Origin of the sequence: Pseudoalteromonas sp. OANN1 (genome assembly GCF_024124685.1) — a bacterium.
GTDB classification, from domain to species: Bacteria; Pseudomonadota; Gammaproteobacteria; order Enterobacterales; family Alteromonadaceae; genus Pseudoalteromonas; species Pseudoalteromonas piscicida.
This window is the reverse complement of sequence record NZ_JAMXSE010000020.1, coordinates 101,837-118,095: the sequence shown is the minus strand read 5'-3', so window position 1 is coordinate 118,095 and position 16,259 is coordinate 101,837. Positions and strand designations below refer to the sequence as shown.

Below are 16,259 nucleotides of genomic sequence, written 5' to 3'. Positions count from 1 at the left end.
GTGATTATATCAACGGATATTATAACAACGTTAGGCCTCATCATTATAATGCTGGTTTAGCGCCAAATGAATCTGAGGTTAGATACCAAGATTCTAAAACTGTGGCCAAAATTAGTTGACCACTACAAAAGTTATTCTCTTTTTTACTGATTTAGAATTAGAGAAGATTTTGAAGGCGCTTAAAGAGTTGGAGTTAAATCAAAGCAAGGAATTAATTTTAATCGATGCTAGAGCTACAAATAAGCCTTCTGGCTCCAATGCAAAATAGGCGACTTCATTGAATTCTTTATGTGTATCAAGTCCGATAAAAAGTATGTTATGTTTGTTCATGCTAGCCTCAGCTGTTTAGTTATTTGACAAACTAATTATGGCTCTGGCTTTGTATTAAGCTAACCCACGAAAAAAGCGGAGGCTAGCACCGTGTGGGAGTCACTATGTCTAGGTGTGCAATGAAGCGTGTAGTGCTGTTTGTCGTTTCGATACCATTTCTATTCTTCGGTTTGCTACTAGCATCGTTGGATTTCAATAATTTAGTGTTAGAAGCTAAAACAACTGCGAATGATACAAGATTACAAGTTCAGCGAACGAAAATAAGAGCAGCAGAAATCAATGATTACATCAGCGAGTTTTACGAATTACCTACTAACAAACTATTAGCTTGTGATTGGCAACCATGCCCCCAACACTTTTTTTGGTTATGGAATTTGACATCGCTAGAGAAGGGACATTATAAACTTAGCTATTTAAAAATGAGCAACCGATTTGGCCCATTTTATTATAATACAGTTGTATATGATTCAGTGAGTCAAACAACCAATCACGATTGGCTCCAAAACAAAAGAAATGTGTATTTTCTGGCGATTTTTAGATTGGCTATAGACTTGATAATTATGTTTTTCCCTATTGTCTCCTATATTTTGTACAGCAGGGTAAAGCACACCTAACAATCGCATAAACTCGATGGGACAAAAGACGTAGGCTCCCTTCGCTTCGCTTGGATTATAGCCTACGTATTTTTGCCCGCTATAAACAGCCAGATTGTGTATGAGCCTGCATCAGATCACTTCGTCGACGTACTCAAGTATTAAGCCAAGTTAATGTAGTAGAGGCCGTAGCCCACGATAAATGCAGGCACTGCAGAGTAGATAGTGGCAAATAGCGCCGCCCTTGGTGCCAGTGCTATCGCTGGAAATAACGCATCGCCATCGTTAGCAACGGCATTGGCTGCAAGGGCACTAAATGGCACGATACCTTGTAGGTAAAGCGTTGTAACGACAATTTGAGGTCCACAGCCTGGTAATAACCCTACAAGAATGGCCACCAGTGGTGCATACAGCGCATAGTCTTTAAACCAAACCGCGAGATCAAGCCCTAAATACGCAGTAGATAGCTCGTAAAGCAAAAAGCTTGCAACGACCCAAGCGGTCACAAAGTGCGTGTCCTGCAGCACTCTGGTGAGCTTTGAAGGTGGGTCGCATTCACCTTCTTCACAGGTGATATCTTTATAGCTGACGCCTTTTGAATTAAGTGCCCACACGCAAACAGCAAAAAGACATAATGCTGCACCAAGGCAAGCAATTTCTGTATCAAAAGGTGCTAAATCGACGTTAAAAGCAATCGCGAGTGCAATTGCAAGGCTAGGTAGTAAGCACAGCTTCCACACCTTACGGCTTAGACTAAACGCACGGCTCGCGTGTAAGGTTTCTTCTTCGACCTCATTGATGGTCTGCGGGACACAAAAATCGGGTTTATGAATTAAGTGCACACATAGCCCACTCACGATACCTACACCAACGCCCATCGCGATGATAGTGAGGCCTGTCAGGGGCTCTTTGGCGAGTAGCAAAAACGCTGCATCTCCCATCGTCGCAGTAAGCACAGCGACAACTGAAGCAAAGCTTGCTTGTTTTTTGGTAAATTGGGTGACCACGATAATCGCACCACCACAGCCGGGCAGTGCGCCCAATATTGACGCCATGGCTATTTCGAGAATAGGGGATTTGGTACTCAGATAACTGAGATTAAGCTGTGGAATTCTGTCAACAAGAAAGTAGTACACGAGCAGGGTAGCAGCAACAAAGACGCTGACTTGAAAGAATGCATCACTCAGCGCACTGACCACAATTGGTCTCGCCGTTTCAAATGCCATTAGTACAATAATAACGAGGGGTAAAATCAACCGCTTGTTGAACAATAAACTCACCTTAGCGCCATGTGCTGGTTGAGAGTATCGAAGTAGAGATGAAAACATAAAGTGCAACCCGTGTATTGTCTAAGTTGCACTTTAATTTCATTTTAAATGAAAATCAATATCATTTGTATTATTTTCTTTGGAACTCTGCGGTTGCCTTCCATTTTGGCCAAGCGTCTTGCTCAGAGACATCATAGCCAACTTTAAAGAACAGCTGTAGATCCTGTATCGCTCCGCTTAAATCCCACTCTTCACGGTAGCGATCGCAAGGCTGATGATAACAACCGCGCAATACTAAGCCCATACGTTTACGGTAGGTTTCAGTCTCTTCGTCACGTGCTTCGGTTCCACCACCGGCGTACATTGCAGGCACACCCATGTTCGCAAATGCGAAGTGATCAGAGCGATAGTAACCACCTGCGGCAGGACGTGGATCCCCTGAAACGACGCGGTCTTGCGCTTTTGCTGCGGTTTCTAGCATTTCATCAAGTTCCGATTTACCAATACCAACTACGCTGATGTCTTTTACTTTACCCAATAAATTTAGGCTATCCATATTGATGTTAGCAACGGTTTTCTCTGCTGGAATAACAGGGTTTGCAGCATAAAATTTTGAGCCTAATAGACCTTGCTCTTCAGCCGTCACAGCCAAAAACGTAATTGAACGGCTAGGGCGAGTTGGCAGTTTAGTAAAGGCTTCAGCTACCTCAATCATACCGCCTGTACCGCTAGCATTATCATGTGCGCCGTTATAGATCTGATCGCCTTTACGATTTGGATCGGTACCTAAATGATCCCAATGTGCTGAGTAGATGATGTGCTCGTCAGACTTTTTGCTACCTGGTAGGGTGGCGATAAAGTTATACGAAGTTGATTTTTTGATGGTGTTTTTGACGGTAACTGACGCGCTTAGGTTGCCCATGTCAACGTGGTATGCGCCTTCAGCAGCTTTTTTCTTTGCTGTGTCAAAATCAAGTCCAGCCTTTTGAAATAGCTCTTTAGCAACGTCTACTGTTACCCAACCTTCAACCGCAACGCGGTCCATATTGTTATTTTCTTTTTGGAAGCCAAACTGTGGGCCACTCCAAGAGTTTTCTACTACGCTCCAAGGATAAGAAGCTGGCGCTGTTTCATGAATAATGATCGCACCTGCTGCGCCTTGGCGTGAAGCTTCTTCGTATTTATACGTCCAACGACCATAATAGGTCATAGCTTCACCGGTAAATTTACCCGAGTCAGGATTAGCAAAGCCAGGATCGTTTACTAGCATCACCACTGTCTTGCCTTTCACGTCTAGGCCTTCGTAATCATTCCAGTCGTACTCTGGAGCATTTACGCCATAGCCAACAAAAACCAGCTCTGAATCTTTGATTGATTCGAGTTCACTGATACGGGCTGAGCCCATCACCATGTCTTTTTTATATTCGTAGTTTTTGCCACCGATTGTTAACGTCATATTAGGATCGGCTTCAAGCGAAACAAGCGGCACTTCTTGTAGGAAGCTGTTGCCATTTCCTGGCTGATAGCCAAGCGCTTTAAAATGTTTGGTTAAATAGGCAAGCGTTAGCTCTTCACCTTTTGTTGACGGAGCACGGCCGCCAAATTCGTCAGAGGCAAGGGTTTTAATATGGGCTCTGAGTTGAGCATCGTTAATACTATTATATGCAGTATCGATGTCTTGGGGGCTATTGCTAGTGCTAACACAGCCCGCCAGCATCGCCATAGATAAAGCGCTGAGCGTCAGTTTAAGTTTCATAATTGCCTTTCTTTTACTTGTTAGGAACCCATAAGTAGTAACATAAAATGCGTAAAAGTTCGAGCGGGACAAGACGGCTAGAGGAGATAGAAATTAATGAAACAACCGTTGTGGAACAGATCATTGCATTGTTTTTAATCGCTATCCTCATTTTAGCGTGTGACGTAGCCTGTTACGCTCATTTACAATTGGCTTTTGCCAAGTATCAGGTGCTTCAGTAAAATAGTCGGCTAATTGCATGATAAGTATCTCAATCAAATGAAAAAGTTTACAGCGCCTGAGGCGTGGCAGGTTGCATGTTTACATGCTGAGCCGTTTTCCCATTTAAATCAGCTTTTTGACTTAAAAAGCCAGCAAGATTGGCCAAGCCCCGAGTGGTTGTCTTCGCACGTAAACAGCATTAGCTTGCAACAGTATGATACCCGCTTTGTGGCCGATGAAACGATAGACTTTGGCGATAAATACTATGAAGAGATTATCTTTGAAACCCATCAGGTACCGACGCGTAGTCAAAATTGGCACGACTTATTTGGCGCGTTGATTTGGTGTTTATTCCCAAAAACAAAAGCTTTGTTAAATGCCCTACATATCGAAGAAATAGCACAGTTTGGTTTAAAGCAGCGGAGTAAAAAGCGCAATGCGTTAACACTCTTTGATGAGTGTGGTTTGGTGTTGGCAATCGATGATGATAAGTGGCGTGATGCCCTTAAATCACACCAATGGCAGAATGTATTTTACGATAATCGCTCAGAATGGCAGCAAAACCTAAAGCCTTTTGTATTTGGCCATGCAAACTACGAGATGCTAACCAATCCCTTTATTGGGCTAACGGGAAAACTGGTGTGTATCAATGTTGACGCTGCATTTTGGCAACTTTCATTAAGCGAACAATATCGTTGGTTAGATGATAAATTGGTCGCACTGATCAATGATGGGCTGCTTGAAGACAATACCAAAATGTCACCCATTCCGCTGCTTGGGATCCCAAACTGGCATGAGCCACAAGATTTAGAATTTTATCAAAATACGGACTATTTCAGGCCGAAAAGAAGGAAGTAGCATGATAGCTATCAATGGATTAAAAAAGCGCTTCGCCCTGACTCGCGAACATAAAAAGAAAAAGAGTCAAACGGATCCTCGCGAGCGTGAGGGTTTTTTTCATAGTGTAGAAGAGGTTAACCTGCACTGTGGGCAAGGTGAAGTACTTGGATTGCTCGGTCCCAATGGGGCGGGAAAAACCACCACTTTGCGTATGCTATCAACTGCGCTGACGCCGGATGCCGGCACTATCTTAGTGGATGGCCAGGATATTGTGAAAAAGCCAGTTGTTGCACGCAAAGCCATCGGTTTTCTATCAGGATCAACAGGGTTATATGGACGTCTTACTGCCAAAGAAAATGTTGAATACTTTGCACGACTTCATGGTTTAAAAGGCAAAGCATTAAAAGCGAAATGTGATGAGCTGTTTCAGCGCTTAGAGATGGAGACCTTTTTAGATAAAAGGGCTGAACACCTATCGACCGGTATGAAACAAAAGACCAATATAGCAAGGGCGGTGGTACATAGCCCTAAAGTCGTGGTACTAGATGAGCCTACGACTGGCCTTGATATTATGACCACACAAACGGTTATCTCTTTTATTCGCGACCTCAAAGCGCGTGGTACACCCGTTATATTTTCTACCCATCACTTAGATGAAGTTGCATTATTGTGCGATAGGGTGTCTGTTATCGATAAAGGGATCACCTGTTTTGATGGCAGCTTGGCTGAGTTTAAAGCAAAGGGGCAAAGTGAAGAGCTAAATCAGGCATTTTTGAATTTGTTAACGGGAGCACGGCATGTTTGAGGTATTTTTAAAAGAAATTAGAGAGCTGCTGCGCGACCGCAAAACACTGTTTTTTGTGATTGCACTGCCAATGTTAGTATTTCCTGTGATTATGGCTTTAGTCGGCTTTATGGCTTCACAGGCCGCCATGGAAGCGAAGCAAGAAGTTCATACGTATTACATCGCAAATGAAGCCTATGCTGAAAAGTTCTCAGAGCAGGTTTTTTATCATAAAAGTTTTAAGAAATATGCAGGTGAGCTCAAGCTTGATAGCGTCGAAGCATTGAGTGATGCGGTACGAAGTGGCGTGATCGATGTTGGGGTTTTTATTCCATCCGATCCGGTTGAAAATCTGGAGTCTGGCGTAAAAAGTGAATGGAAAATCGTGTTTAACGATGCTCAATCTATCAACTTTATATACGACCGATTATCTAAACTTGCTAAGAAGTTTTCTGATGAACTCAGAGCGGCGAAGTTAACCTCACTAGGATTGTCGCAAGCGGAGCAAGCGGCAGTGCTGCAACCTATATCGATTACTAAAGTGGATACCGCTGACAAACGCGAGAATTTAGGCGAGAAGTTAGGTGCATTTATCCCTTATATGTTGATTCCGCTGGTATTGATGGGGGCAAGCTATCCAGCTATTGATTTAGGCGCTGGAGAGAAAGAGCGTGGCACTTTAGAGACGCTGTTGTTAACGCCAATTTCTCGCACAGAGTTAGTGTTGGGTAAATTTTTAACCGTATTGAGTAGTTCAATATTCTGTGCGCTTATCACGGTCTCCAGCATGGCGCTGTGGATAGGAATTGCCAGTAGCTTTGTCGAACTAGACGTTATTAAAAACGCCTTCTCGTCGGTTGCATTAATAGACTTTGTGTTGATTTTTGCGTTGTTGCTTCCTGTTGCTGTGATGCTTTCGTCGCTAACACTTGCCATTTCAATTTACGCCAGAACCTTTAAAGAAGCACAAAACTACATGGGGCCACTCAGCATGGGTATTTTCATTCCCATTGTGATGTCCTTAATGCCAAATATGGAGTTAACCGCTAAAACCGCATTGATCCCAATTACCAATGTGGCATTAGCGATTAAAGAAATCATCAAAGGTACGGTCGATTATGGCTACGTCGCGTTAATTTTTGGCGCTTCTGCCGTTTTAGCAGCAGGGTTACTCGTGTGCTGCGTTAAATGGTTTAATAAAGAAACCGTATTGTTTAGGTAAAGCTTCAGTTAGGTGTGAGTCATTGAGAATTATGGCGTTTTTCTGTACGATAAACGCCTTATTCAGCGTTTAACTTTTTGTAATTTAGTCTTCTACCTGTTTAGGTAGCTTGTGCAAGTAGTAGGTTTCAATATTAGTCACTCAAGGAATGTAGGATGACATCAACCACGGTACTTAAGTCAGTCAGTGAATCTGTTACTAACGGCATTGCCATTTTATTCTTGTTTTCGTCGGTTTTTCACTTAGCCGGGTCAAGTTTTTTGGAAGCTCTGATCTACTTAGTGATTTCTTTGTTACTATTTGCATACCGTAATCGTTTAATGTTTGACCCTGCACAAAAGCAGTTTGTAATCACTAAACAACTATCGTTATTGAATGTACGTATTCGGCAAATAGACGAGTGTGTGATACCGCTTTCAACTGTGACTGATGTATCTACGGGTTGTAACAAGCAACTCAATTATATTGGTATAAGTTATCTCTCAGAAAGTGAAGAACCTGCGGTCTATTCATTTTCGTGTTTACGGCAAGCTGATAAATTCAACGCGCTTTTGTCTGCATCAGGTTTTGACCATAACGTTCAACCAACGGCAGTCGCGGATGCGAGTTCAGCTACGCGTTCAACTCCCACTAGCCTTGCAAGATTATTTCCTTTATTTATGAATAGCAATCGCGATATTGAAGCGCGATTCTCCGTGTTACGATGTGCACTACCGACGCCTAAGCATAAGCTGCATATTGTTTGGATGGTGGTAGGGGCTTTTGCTCTAATGACCTGCTTCATTCTTTACTCGTCACAAAATTACATAGCGGGTTTGGTATTTTTGGTGCTCACGTATTTGAGCTATTGGTTGACGTCTGTACTTATCAGTAATAAACACTATTTTGTTTATCACTCACCCTGTAACCAAATTAAGGTTGAGGAAAATAGTTTGCTGCTACCTGCGTTACTGTTTACAGATAAACAAGCACGAGAGGTAAAAAAGGATGAAGTTAACGATATTAAGGTACATTGGAATACGTTTATAGTCAGCGACTTGGATAGGTTAACCTCTTCGACTCGTCGTAATCATATTGTTGATTTGGTCTTTGATACTGAGTATGGTGCGACGGTTTCACTCTCTGGCATGAGCGTAGAAGCCGAGCCACTCTTACTTGCGTTAACGCATTGGCAATATCCTTTGTCTATCGAACGAACGGATAAAGCGGTGTTCCCAATGGTGAGGCACTTTCAATACGGTATTCTAGTATTTATTATCGGTATTATTGTCTGGGCAATGACCACATTTGTGATATAACACACCTGACAAAAGCGGCGATTCTACCAGAATATCGGTATGCTAGTGGCAATAGTATTTTTAATCTATCGCTATCCAGAAATTATTGAACAACCCGTTTTATACATCTTTTTGATTTTAATGATGAGCGTAAGCGCAGAGTCGTACGTGCAAAACAAGCGTATCAATAAACGCATCGATTTACTGCATAAGCTATTAAAAGAATAGTGACTAGCTGATACTTGAAGAAATGAAGCCGCTGACTAAGCGGCTTCAACATTGTCGGTTTTAATATCGTCAATTTCAACTACGTTGAGGACGGATTGAACATCTGACCAATGCAGCAATTCAATACGACCTTCTTGGTTTTCAACCAGTGCCGTGCAGTTTTCTATCCAATCACCATCATTACAGTAAACAATACCATCAACGACACGGATCTCCGGTTGGTGGATATGCCCGCAGATAATGCCGTCGACACCTTGCTTCTTCGCTTCATGAATTGCTGCGTTCTCGAATGCGGCAATGGCCTCTCTGGCTTTATGCACGCGCTTTTTCAGCCAAGATGCAAGCGACCAATAATGACCACCATATAAACGTCGTACGCGATTGGTCCAGCGATTTAAGAATAGTAGAAAATCATAAGCGGCATCCCCAATGATACTGATCAGTTTGTTGTATCTTGTTGCCGAGTCAAAATCATCACCGTGTAGTAATAAAAACCGCTTACCTACGGAAGTGGTATGAATAAAGGTTTTATGCACTTCGACTTTAAAAAGCGTTTGCCCAACGTAGTTTCTGAAGGTTTCGTCGTGATTACCCGGAATGTAGATAACGCGTGTACCAGATCCCGCTTTTTTTTGTATGCATTCTAATACCTGATAGTGGGATGGATCCCAAAAAAACTGGCGTTTCATTGACCATAGATCAACGATATCACCGACCAGATAGAGTACATCACATTCGGTTTTGTTGAGAAAATCTAGCAAGAACTTCGCTTTACAGTCCTTGTAGCCCAAGTGTACGTCTGAGATCCAAATACTCGGATAGTATGTTGTTTTCATGGCTTGGCTCTTTAGCGTAATAATGACAATGCTAAGAGGCAAAGATGACAGTGGCGGGGCAGTTAGGAGAAGCTAATATGACAAAAGAGCATACACCTGTATGCTCTTTTATTATGTAATTTACGTAGGCTTATTTGCTTTTAATTGCATTAACGATTGTTTCAACCGCAGATCCAATATCCAGAATCAGTTTTTCGCCAGTTTGACGATTTTTAAGCTCAACCTTATTTTCATCAAGGTTACGCTCGCCAATCACGAGGGTGTATGGAATACCGATAAGTTCCATATCGTTAAACATAACGCCCGGACGCTCTTTACGGTCGTCGAATAACACATCAATTCCTGCATTTTGTAGATCTGCATAGAACTTTTCTGCGATCTCTGGGATACGGTGAGACTTATGCATATTCATTGGCACGATAGCCAACTCAAATGGCGCAATAGCAACAGGCCATTTAATACCGTAATCATCGTTATTTTGCTCGATTGCTGCGGCAACGATACGAGAAACACCAATACCATAACAACCCATGGTTAATGTTTGGTTTTTCCCTTCTTCGCCAAGTACACCAGCTTTCATTGCTTCAGAGTACTTAGTACCAAGTTGGAACACGTGACCTACTTCGATACCACGTTTGATAAGGATTTTACCTTTACCACAAGGGCTTGGATCGCCTTCAACCACGTTACGGATATCTTCAACTGTATAAGCGCTTACGTCTCTGTCCCAGTTGATCCCACTGTAATGAACACCATCTTTGTTTGCACCGGCAACAAAATCAGCCATGATAGCTGCGCTGCGATCGACAATAACAGGCATTGAAAGACCAACAGGCCCCAAAGAGCCAGGTTTTGCACCAATAGCGTTAACAATGTCTTCTTCGCTCGCCATCTCTAGCGGTGAATCCACTAGTGCTAATTTCTCAGCTTTCAGCTCATTTAAGTCATGATCGCCACGAACGATAAGCGCGACAAGACCACGTTTACCGTCTTCGTCTGGTGTGCCATACACGATGAGTGTTTTCACACCACGGTGTGGTTTAACGCCATGTTTTGCTTTTAGCTCAGCGATGGTGAAAGCTTCAGGTGTGTCAAACGTATTAAGTTCTTTACTTGGCGCTGGGCGAGCTTCAGTTGGTGCAAGTGCCTCTGCCTTTTCAATGTTTGCAGCGTAGTCACTTTCATCACTGAATGCGATTGCATCTTCACCAGATTCTGCAAGTACATGGAACTCATGCGATAGGTTACCGCCAATTGAACCACTGTCAGCAATAACAGGACGGTAGTCAACGCCTAAACGATCAAAAATGTTACAGTAAGCTTGGAACATCTTGTGATACGTTTTTTCAAGACACTCATCAGTCATATGGAATGAATAGGCATCTTTCATGGTAAATTCACGTGCGCGCATCACACCAAAACGTGGACGAACTTCATCACGTACTTTCGTACTGACTTGATAAAGTGTGATCGGCAGTTGCTTATAGCTGTTGATTTCGCGACGTACAAGATCAGTGATCACTTCTTCATGCGTTGGACCAAGTGCAAATGGACGGCCATGACGGTCATTAATACGAAGTAGTTCAGGACCAAACTGTTCCCAACGGCCTGACTCTTCCCATAGCTCTGCAGGCTGGATCACTGGCATTAGCAGCTCAATCGCTCCCGCTTTGTCCATTTCTTCACGGACAATTCTCTCTACTTTGCGGAAAACTTTTAGGCCTGATGGTAGCCAAGTATAAAGACCTGAAGCCAATTTACGGATCATACCCGCTCTAAGCATTAGCTGGTGGCTTACCACCTCTGCATCAGACGGCGTCTCTTTTAGAGTCGCTAATATATATTCACTCGTACGCATTCTTATTCCAGTATAAGTTACTTATTGTTCTCTTATTGGCGGCTATTCTAGCAGTGCAGTAGCCGCTTAAAAAGCTTTAATACCTAAACATCTTCATAATTTATAAGTTTATTGGCAAGCCGCTGAATTTGCTATTTTGCTAACGAAATTTCAGTGACATGGTTATGCTCACCATCTACTGTCCAGCGGATATTAAAATCATACAAACTCATACCATAGTCCTGCTGTGATGTGCGTTTCTTTTTATAAGCTGGACGAGGATCTTGCTTCAGTACATTAGCAATGAATTGCTGAAGTTCAGGATAGCTTTTTTGTTTTTCAATAAAAACAATAGCCTCGTCTGAGAAACTAACAGACATTTGCGTTTCTGGCCGAGTATCAGCAAAGCCTGCTGTGGCATCCACCAAGGCATCTGAATAGGGGAGATACGGCTTTATATCAATGATTGGTGTACCGTCCAATAAATCTACACCGGAGAGCAACAGATCCAGCTGACCATTTTTATATTCTACGCCCTCGAGCTTTACTGCACTCATGCCAATCCCGTTGGGTCGAAAAGTCGCTCTAGTCGCAAACACGCCTTTACGTTCATTGCCACCGAGTCTCGGAGGGCGTACAAGCGCAGAGTAGCCTTTATCAGCGGTTTCATGAAAACGAAACAACAACCAAATATGCGTGAACGCTTCAATACCACGAACAAATTCTTCGCGATTGAATTCACCAACAAATCTAAGCTTGGCTTTTGCCTCTGGGACAAGCCTTGGTTGTCTCGGGATAGCGAACTTCTGTTTATAAGGAGATTGGATAAAGCCGATGGGCTCGATAGTGATTTGTTCCACTATGGTCTCTGTCTGAATTAAGATGAGTGAAGTTTACTATTGATCCCGACTTTCACAAAATCCTGCTCGCAATCAGCCCTGTAATGTCATGTAATTCATTTATTCAAATTTTTCGCATAACCTTGTAAACAATGGAATATTGATGGAAGTCGCAACATGAATCGGTATACTTTTTCGGCCCAAAATAGCTTACGTTCGAGTTTACGCACAGATAACGAACAAATCATTGGCACTAGAGCATACGAGTACAAGCAATTGGTCGAAGACATTAAACCAATTCAAGGCTTACGAGAAAAATTACAAGCATTTAATCGCCTGAAACGAGATGAGTGTAAATAATGGAGTTTCATAGAAAGGTTGACCAAAGCTGTCAAGAAGCGCTCTGTAAATCATCCCCTTTAAAACCTATTTTGATCCGCGCGATATCTGAGCGTAGAGCTGCGTTGCAAGCAATAATTAATGATTTAACAGAAGGGGCGGTAAGTCCAACTAAAATGGATGTACTACTCAGTCAAGAAGCGGAAAAAGTAAGCTTACAATTATTAAAAGAAGGCAACTTAAGTAAACGCGACGCGCTCGCTGCAAGTGAAAAAGCCATATTTACATTAGCAAGGAATTTGCTTTAGCGCGGCTTAACTAGCCAAATCTATCAATATCCCCGAATGATTTTTTATCTTCAGTTTCAGTTTCCATAGGCTCTACGGCCAATACATTATCTAGCTTACATTAAAGTGCAGGCCAGCAAGGCACGCGTTTTTCAATGGACATACGGCTCTTATCAGCGCTAGATTGTAAATAAAAACAAGGTCCCCATTTAAGGGTCGTTGTTGGGAATATAAAGTCTGTGCTATATTTTAGCTGCTACCAATAACGGACAATTTGATATGGAAAATTTTATTAAATCTACTTTAATGACCTCTGTTTTATTCGTTTCACTCACAACAGGCGCATTTGCGAAAAGCGAGCCAAACATACATTTATCTACAATCGTAAATGCATCGGCTGTTGAAAGAGTTGCTCCTCAGTATCCACGTAATGTTGCGTTAGTCGGCGGGGAAGGCTGGGTTACGCTGAGTTATATCATCAATGAGGATGGTTCGGTGGCGTCTCCGATAGTGGAGAATTCATCTGGACAGAAAGGCTTCGAACGCGCTGCACTGCGAGCAATCAAACGTTGGCAATATTCTCCAGCAACAAAAGATGGTAAGCCGATTAAACAGTGCAAAAATAGTGTGATGTTTTCATTCAATATGTCAGATGCGGAAGAAGGAGCATCTCGAGGTTTTGTGAGAAGTTATCGCAACATCAATAACCTCCTTGATGAAAGTAAGCTAATAGAAGCTAAAGAACATATTGATAAACTGGCAAAAAAAGGTCGTTGGAATCGATATGAAGAAGCCTATTTTAACTTAGTAAAAGCGCGATACTTTCAACTAACAGCGGAGCCTAGACAAGAACTTGAGGCGCATAAAGGGATCATCTGGCACGGCAAGGATATTGTTAAATCTGAACTCTACGCCAACGCCCTTATCAATGCAATTAAGCTCCAAACCCAGCTGCAGGAATATAAAGGAGCGCTGAAAAACCATAAAAAACTAATGGAATTAGATGGACAAGACACTTATAAGTCAGCAGTGCAACCTGTCATAGATGAAATCGTTGCTTTGATAGCGGATAAGAACAAGATGCTTGTTATTGCCGCTGAAATCAAAAATGATGATGTCTGGACACACACATTAGCCAGACCCAATTTCGCTATCGCTGAGGTTTCAGGCGCACTTCATACCCTTGAAGTACGATGTGATAACCAGTTTTCACAATTTAAATTTGCCGAAAATATGCAGTGGAATATACCGAAAAGTTGGGGTGAGTGTAATGTCGTGGTTTTTGGTGAGCCGAATAGCTCCTTTAAACTGATAGAAGTTCAATCGTAGCTGAACTTCTACACTTCAATTTTTGTTATCAGACCTTCATGTTATTTACTATCGGACAAAGTTTCTTCTAATAGCGATTCGGTCTGGATCGCTATTTCCTTCATTTTCACCGCATAGGCTTCCAATTTTTTCTCCTCTTCGGTTTTCGCTTTAAACTGAGGAATTTGAATTGGATACCCAGCTTGGTCCATGGCGATAAAGCTGATAATACAGTGATTGGTTTCGACAAGTCGCTGCGTTTTTGGGTCGCCACAGCGCACCTGAATAAAAATCTGCATACTGGTATTTCCGGTATGGGCAATGCGCGCGGAAACTTCAACAATCTGACCCACAAGAATAGGGCGGTGGAAGCGCATGCCCGCTACTGAAACGGTAACGCAGTAGCTACCGCTCCAACCCGCGGCGCAAGCATACCCAGCTTGATCAATCCATTTCATGACCATACCACCGTGTACTTTACCGCCAAAGTTGACGTCGGTGGGCTCTGCTAAAAATCGAAAGGTGACGGATTGTTGTGGCATAGACTCAACTCTATTTTAAAAATATACGCTAAGTATAGGAAAGAAAGGGGCATTTCGCCCCAGCAATTTAGGATTTATTGGTATTACATGTTTGGATAGTTCGGACCACCAGCCCCTTCTGGTGTGACCCAGGTAATATTTTGGCTCGGATCTTTAATATCGCAGGTTTTGCAATGAATACAGTTTTGCGAATTGATGACAAACAGCTTCTCACCTTGCTCGTTTTCGTTTACTTCATACACGCCTGCGGGGCAGTAGCGCTGTGCAGGCTCATCAAACTTAGCTAAATTCACTTTGATTGGTATATCAGAATCTTTTAACTGTAAATGACATGGTTGCACTTCTTCATGGTTAGTATTCGATAAAAATACGGAAGAAAGTTTGTCAAAACTTAATTTACCATCCGGCTTTGGGTAACTTATAGTTTGCGACTCAGATGCAAGCTTAAGCTGTGCGTGATCCTGATGTTCGTCCTTAATGGTAAATGGTAGCGAACCTGAGAAAATGTTTTGGTCGATCATATTGTAGGCGCCACCCATAATACGACCTAACTTATGCATTGCTGGGCCAAAGTTGCGAGATTGATAAAGCTCATCATAAAGCCAGCTTGCCTTAAATTTGTCGGCAAAGCTTACCAAGTCTAACGGAGCGCTTTCTTGGCCGAGTGCCTCAATGATGGCATCGGCTGCAAGCATACCGGACTTCATTGCTGTATGGTTGCCTTTAATTTTGGCAAAGTTGAGGGTACCTGCGCCACAGCCAATCAGTAAACCACCTGGGAAATGCATTTTAGGTAGGCTGTGAAAGCCACCTTTGGCGATTGCTCGAGCACCATAGGCAATGCGCTCACCACCTTCCAGTACACTCGCAAAGGTGTGGTGATGCTTCATACGCTGAAACTCATCAAATGGGCTTAGGTGTGGGTTAGTGTAATTTAAGTCGATGATTAACCCGACCACGACTTGATTGTTTTCAGCGTGATACATAAATGAGCCGCCATGGGTATCATTGTCGAGCGGCCAGCCTGTGCCGTGTACAACAAGACCTTCTTTATGCTTGCTTGGGTCTACTTGCCAAATTTCCTTAAAGCCGATGCCATAGTGTTGAGGAGAAGCGTCTTTATCCAGTTTAAATTCAGCTATAAGTTGTTTGCCTAAGTGGCCACGGCAACCTTCAGCAAATACGGTATATTTCGCTCTAAGCTCCATTCCAGGCATGTAGCTGTCTTTAGGTTGGGCATCTCTATCTAAGCCCATATCACCGGTAATAATACCTTTAACTTGTTGCTCTTCAACAATTAGAGAGTGGGCGCTAAAGCCTGGGAAAATTTCAACACCAAGTTGCTCTGCTTGTTCAGCGAGCCAACGACAAACATTCCCCATGGAAACAATATAGTTGCCGTCATTTTTAAATGTTTTTGGTACCACTAGATGAGGCAGTTTGGTGGCATTGGTTTCATTTTTGAATAAATAAATGTCGTCACCCGTCACTTTCGTTGTCACAGGAGCGCCTTTTGCAGCCCAATCAGGGATAAGTTCGTCTAGTGCTTTGGTTTCAAATACTGCACCAGACAAAATATGTGCACCTACTTCTGAGCCTTTTTCGACTACACAGATCATTAATTCTTGTTGTTTTTCTTGAGCCTGTTGAGCGAGTCGGATAGCGCAAGACAGGCCCGCAGGACCTGCACCAACTATCACAACATCAAACTCCATGGTTTCGCGTTCGACCATTATTAACCTCACACTATTTGACGGTAGATTAACTAAAGA

Annotated in this window: 16 protein-coding genes; 9 read left to right on the top strand and 7 right to left on the bottom strand. The window is 42.7% G+C overall.

What is annotated here, in order from left to right:
- Positions 1 to 449 precede the first annotated feature (449 nt).
- On the top strand, positions 450 to 944 hold the full coding sequence (locus tag NH462_RS16450; protein ID WP_019647345.1) for a hypothetical protein: 495 nt from the start codon (positions 450 to 452) through the stop codon (positions 942 to 944).
- A 140-nt stretch (positions 945 to 1,084) separates the two neighbouring features.
- On the opposite strand, the gene NH462_RS16445 is transcribed toward NH462_RS16450, so the two are convergent.
- Positions 1,085 to 2,251, bottom strand: a complete 1,167-nt coding sequence (locus NH462_RS16445; protein ID WP_253106691.1) for a putative manganese transporter — start codon at positions 2,249 to 2,251, stop codon at positions 1,085 to 1,087.
- Positions 2,252 to 2,321: 70 nt separating this feature from the next.
- Positions 2,322 to 3,947: a M28 family metallopeptidase gene (locus tag NH462_RS16440; protein ID WP_010372611.1), complete on the bottom strand. Its 1,626-nt coding sequence runs from the start codon at positions 3,945 to 3,947 to the stop codon at positions 2,322 to 2,324.
- A 258-nt stretch (positions 3,948 to 4,205) separates the two neighbouring features.
- Between NH462_RS16440 and NH462_RS16435 the strand changes: the two genes are divergently transcribed.
- The 5 genes from NH462_RS16435 (at position 4,206) to NH462_RS16415 (ending at position 8,499) form a co-directional block, all read left to right on the top strand.
- Positions 4,206 to 5,006, top strand: coding sequence for a DUF3025 domain-containing protein (locus NH462_RS16435; RefSeq protein WP_010372614.1), 801 nt, complete (start codon positions 4,206 to 4,208; stop codon positions 5,004 to 5,006).
- Position 5,007: 1 nt separating this feature from the next.
- Positions 5,008 to 5,793 carry an ATP-binding cassette domain-containing protein gene (locus NH462_RS16430; protein ID WP_010372617.1) on the top strand — a complete coding sequence of 262 codons (786 nt, stop codon included), beginning with the start codon at positions 5,008 to 5,010 and terminating at the stop codon, positions 5,791 to 5,793.
- Entirely contained in the window at positions 5,786 to 6,994 is a 1,209-nt protein-coding gene (locus NH462_RS16425) for an ABC transporter permease (protein WP_010372620.1), read from the top strand. Before NH462_RS16430 ends, NH462_RS16425 begins: the two co-directional genes overlap by 8 nt.
- A 155-nt stretch (positions 6,995 to 7,149) precedes the next feature.
- Positions 7,150 to 8,292 carry a hypothetical protein gene (locus tag NH462_RS16420; RefSeq protein WP_253106690.1) on the top strand — a complete coding sequence of 381 codons (1,143 nt, stop codon included), beginning with the start codon at positions 7,150 to 7,152 and terminating at the stop codon, positions 8,290 to 8,292.
- Positions 8,293 to 8,331: 39 nt separating this feature from the next.
- Positions 8,332 to 8,499, top strand: coding sequence for a hypothetical protein (locus tag NH462_RS16415; RefSeq protein ID WP_253106689.1), 168 nt, complete (start codon positions 8,332 to 8,334; stop codon positions 8,497 to 8,499).
- Between the two features lie 35 nt (positions 8,500 to 8,534).
- On the opposite strand, the gene NH462_RS16410 is transcribed toward NH462_RS16415, so the two are convergent.
- The 3 genes from NH462_RS16410 to tsaA form a co-directional block, all read right to left on the bottom strand.
- Positions 8,535 to 9,335 carry a UDP-2,3-diacylglucosamine diphosphatase gene (locus tag NH462_RS16410; RefSeq protein ID WP_017217465.1) on the bottom strand — a complete coding sequence of 267 codons (801 nt, stop codon included), beginning with the start codon at positions 9,333 to 9,335 and terminating at the stop codon, positions 8,535 to 8,537.
- A 130-nt stretch (positions 9,336 to 9,465) separates the two neighbouring features.
- Positions 9,466 to 11,193 carry a proline--tRNA ligase gene (locus tag NH462_RS16405; protein ID WP_253106688.1) on the bottom strand — a complete coding sequence of 576 codons (1,728 nt, stop codon included), beginning with the start codon at positions 11,191 to 11,193 and terminating at the stop codon, positions 9,466 to 9,468.
- A 131-nt stretch (positions 11,194 to 11,324) separates the two neighbouring features.
- On the bottom strand, positions 11,325 to 12,032 hold the full coding sequence (gene tsaA / locus NH462_RS16400) for a tRNA (N6-threonylcarbamoyladenosine(37)-N6)-methyltransferase TrmO (protein ID WP_010372636.1): 708 nt from the start codon (positions 12,030 to 12,032) through the stop codon (positions 11,325 to 11,327).
- A 156-nt stretch (positions 12,033 to 12,188) separates the two neighbouring features.
- Between tsaA and NH462_RS16395 the strand changes: the two genes are divergently transcribed.
- From NH462_RS16395 to NH462_RS16385, 3 genes are all read left to right on the top strand, one after another.
- Complete coding sequence (locus NH462_RS16395; protein ID WP_010372639.1) at positions 12,189 to 12,371, top strand: hypothetical protein; 183 nt, start codon at positions 12,189 to 12,191, stop codon at positions 12,369 to 12,371.
- On the top strand, positions 12,371 to 12,658 hold the full coding sequence (locus NH462_RS16390) for a hypothetical protein (RefSeq protein ID WP_010372642.1): 288 nt from the start codon (positions 12,371 to 12,373) through the stop codon (positions 12,656 to 12,658). The genes NH462_RS16395 and NH462_RS16390 overlap by 1 nt, the downstream gene beginning before the upstream one ends.
- Positions 12,659 to 12,916: 258 nt before the next feature.
- Positions 12,917 to 13,966 (top strand): energy transducer TonB, encoded by a 1,050-nt coding sequence (locus tag NH462_RS16385; protein WP_253106687.1) that lies wholly within the window; start codon positions 12,917 to 12,919, stop codon positions 13,964 to 13,966.
- A 41-nt stretch (positions 13,967 to 14,007) separates the two neighbouring features.
- Here NH462_RS16385 and NH462_RS16380 read toward each other — a convergent pair whose 3' ends face one another.
- Together NH462_RS16380 and NH462_RS16375 are read right to left on the bottom strand one after the other, a co-directional pair.
- On the bottom strand, positions 14,008 to 14,487 hold the full coding sequence (locus NH462_RS16380) for an acyl-CoA thioesterase (protein WP_010372647.1): 480 nt from the start codon (positions 14,485 to 14,487) through the stop codon (positions 14,008 to 14,010).
- Positions 14,488 to 14,570: 83 nt separating this feature from the next.
- Positions 14,571 to 16,220 carry an electron transfer flavoprotein-ubiquinone oxidoreductase gene (locus NH462_RS16375; protein ID WP_253106686.1) on the bottom strand — a complete coding sequence of 550 codons (1,650 nt, stop codon included), beginning with the start codon at positions 16,218 to 16,220 and terminating at the stop codon, positions 14,571 to 14,573.
- Positions 16,221 to 16,259: the final 39 nt, after the last annotated feature.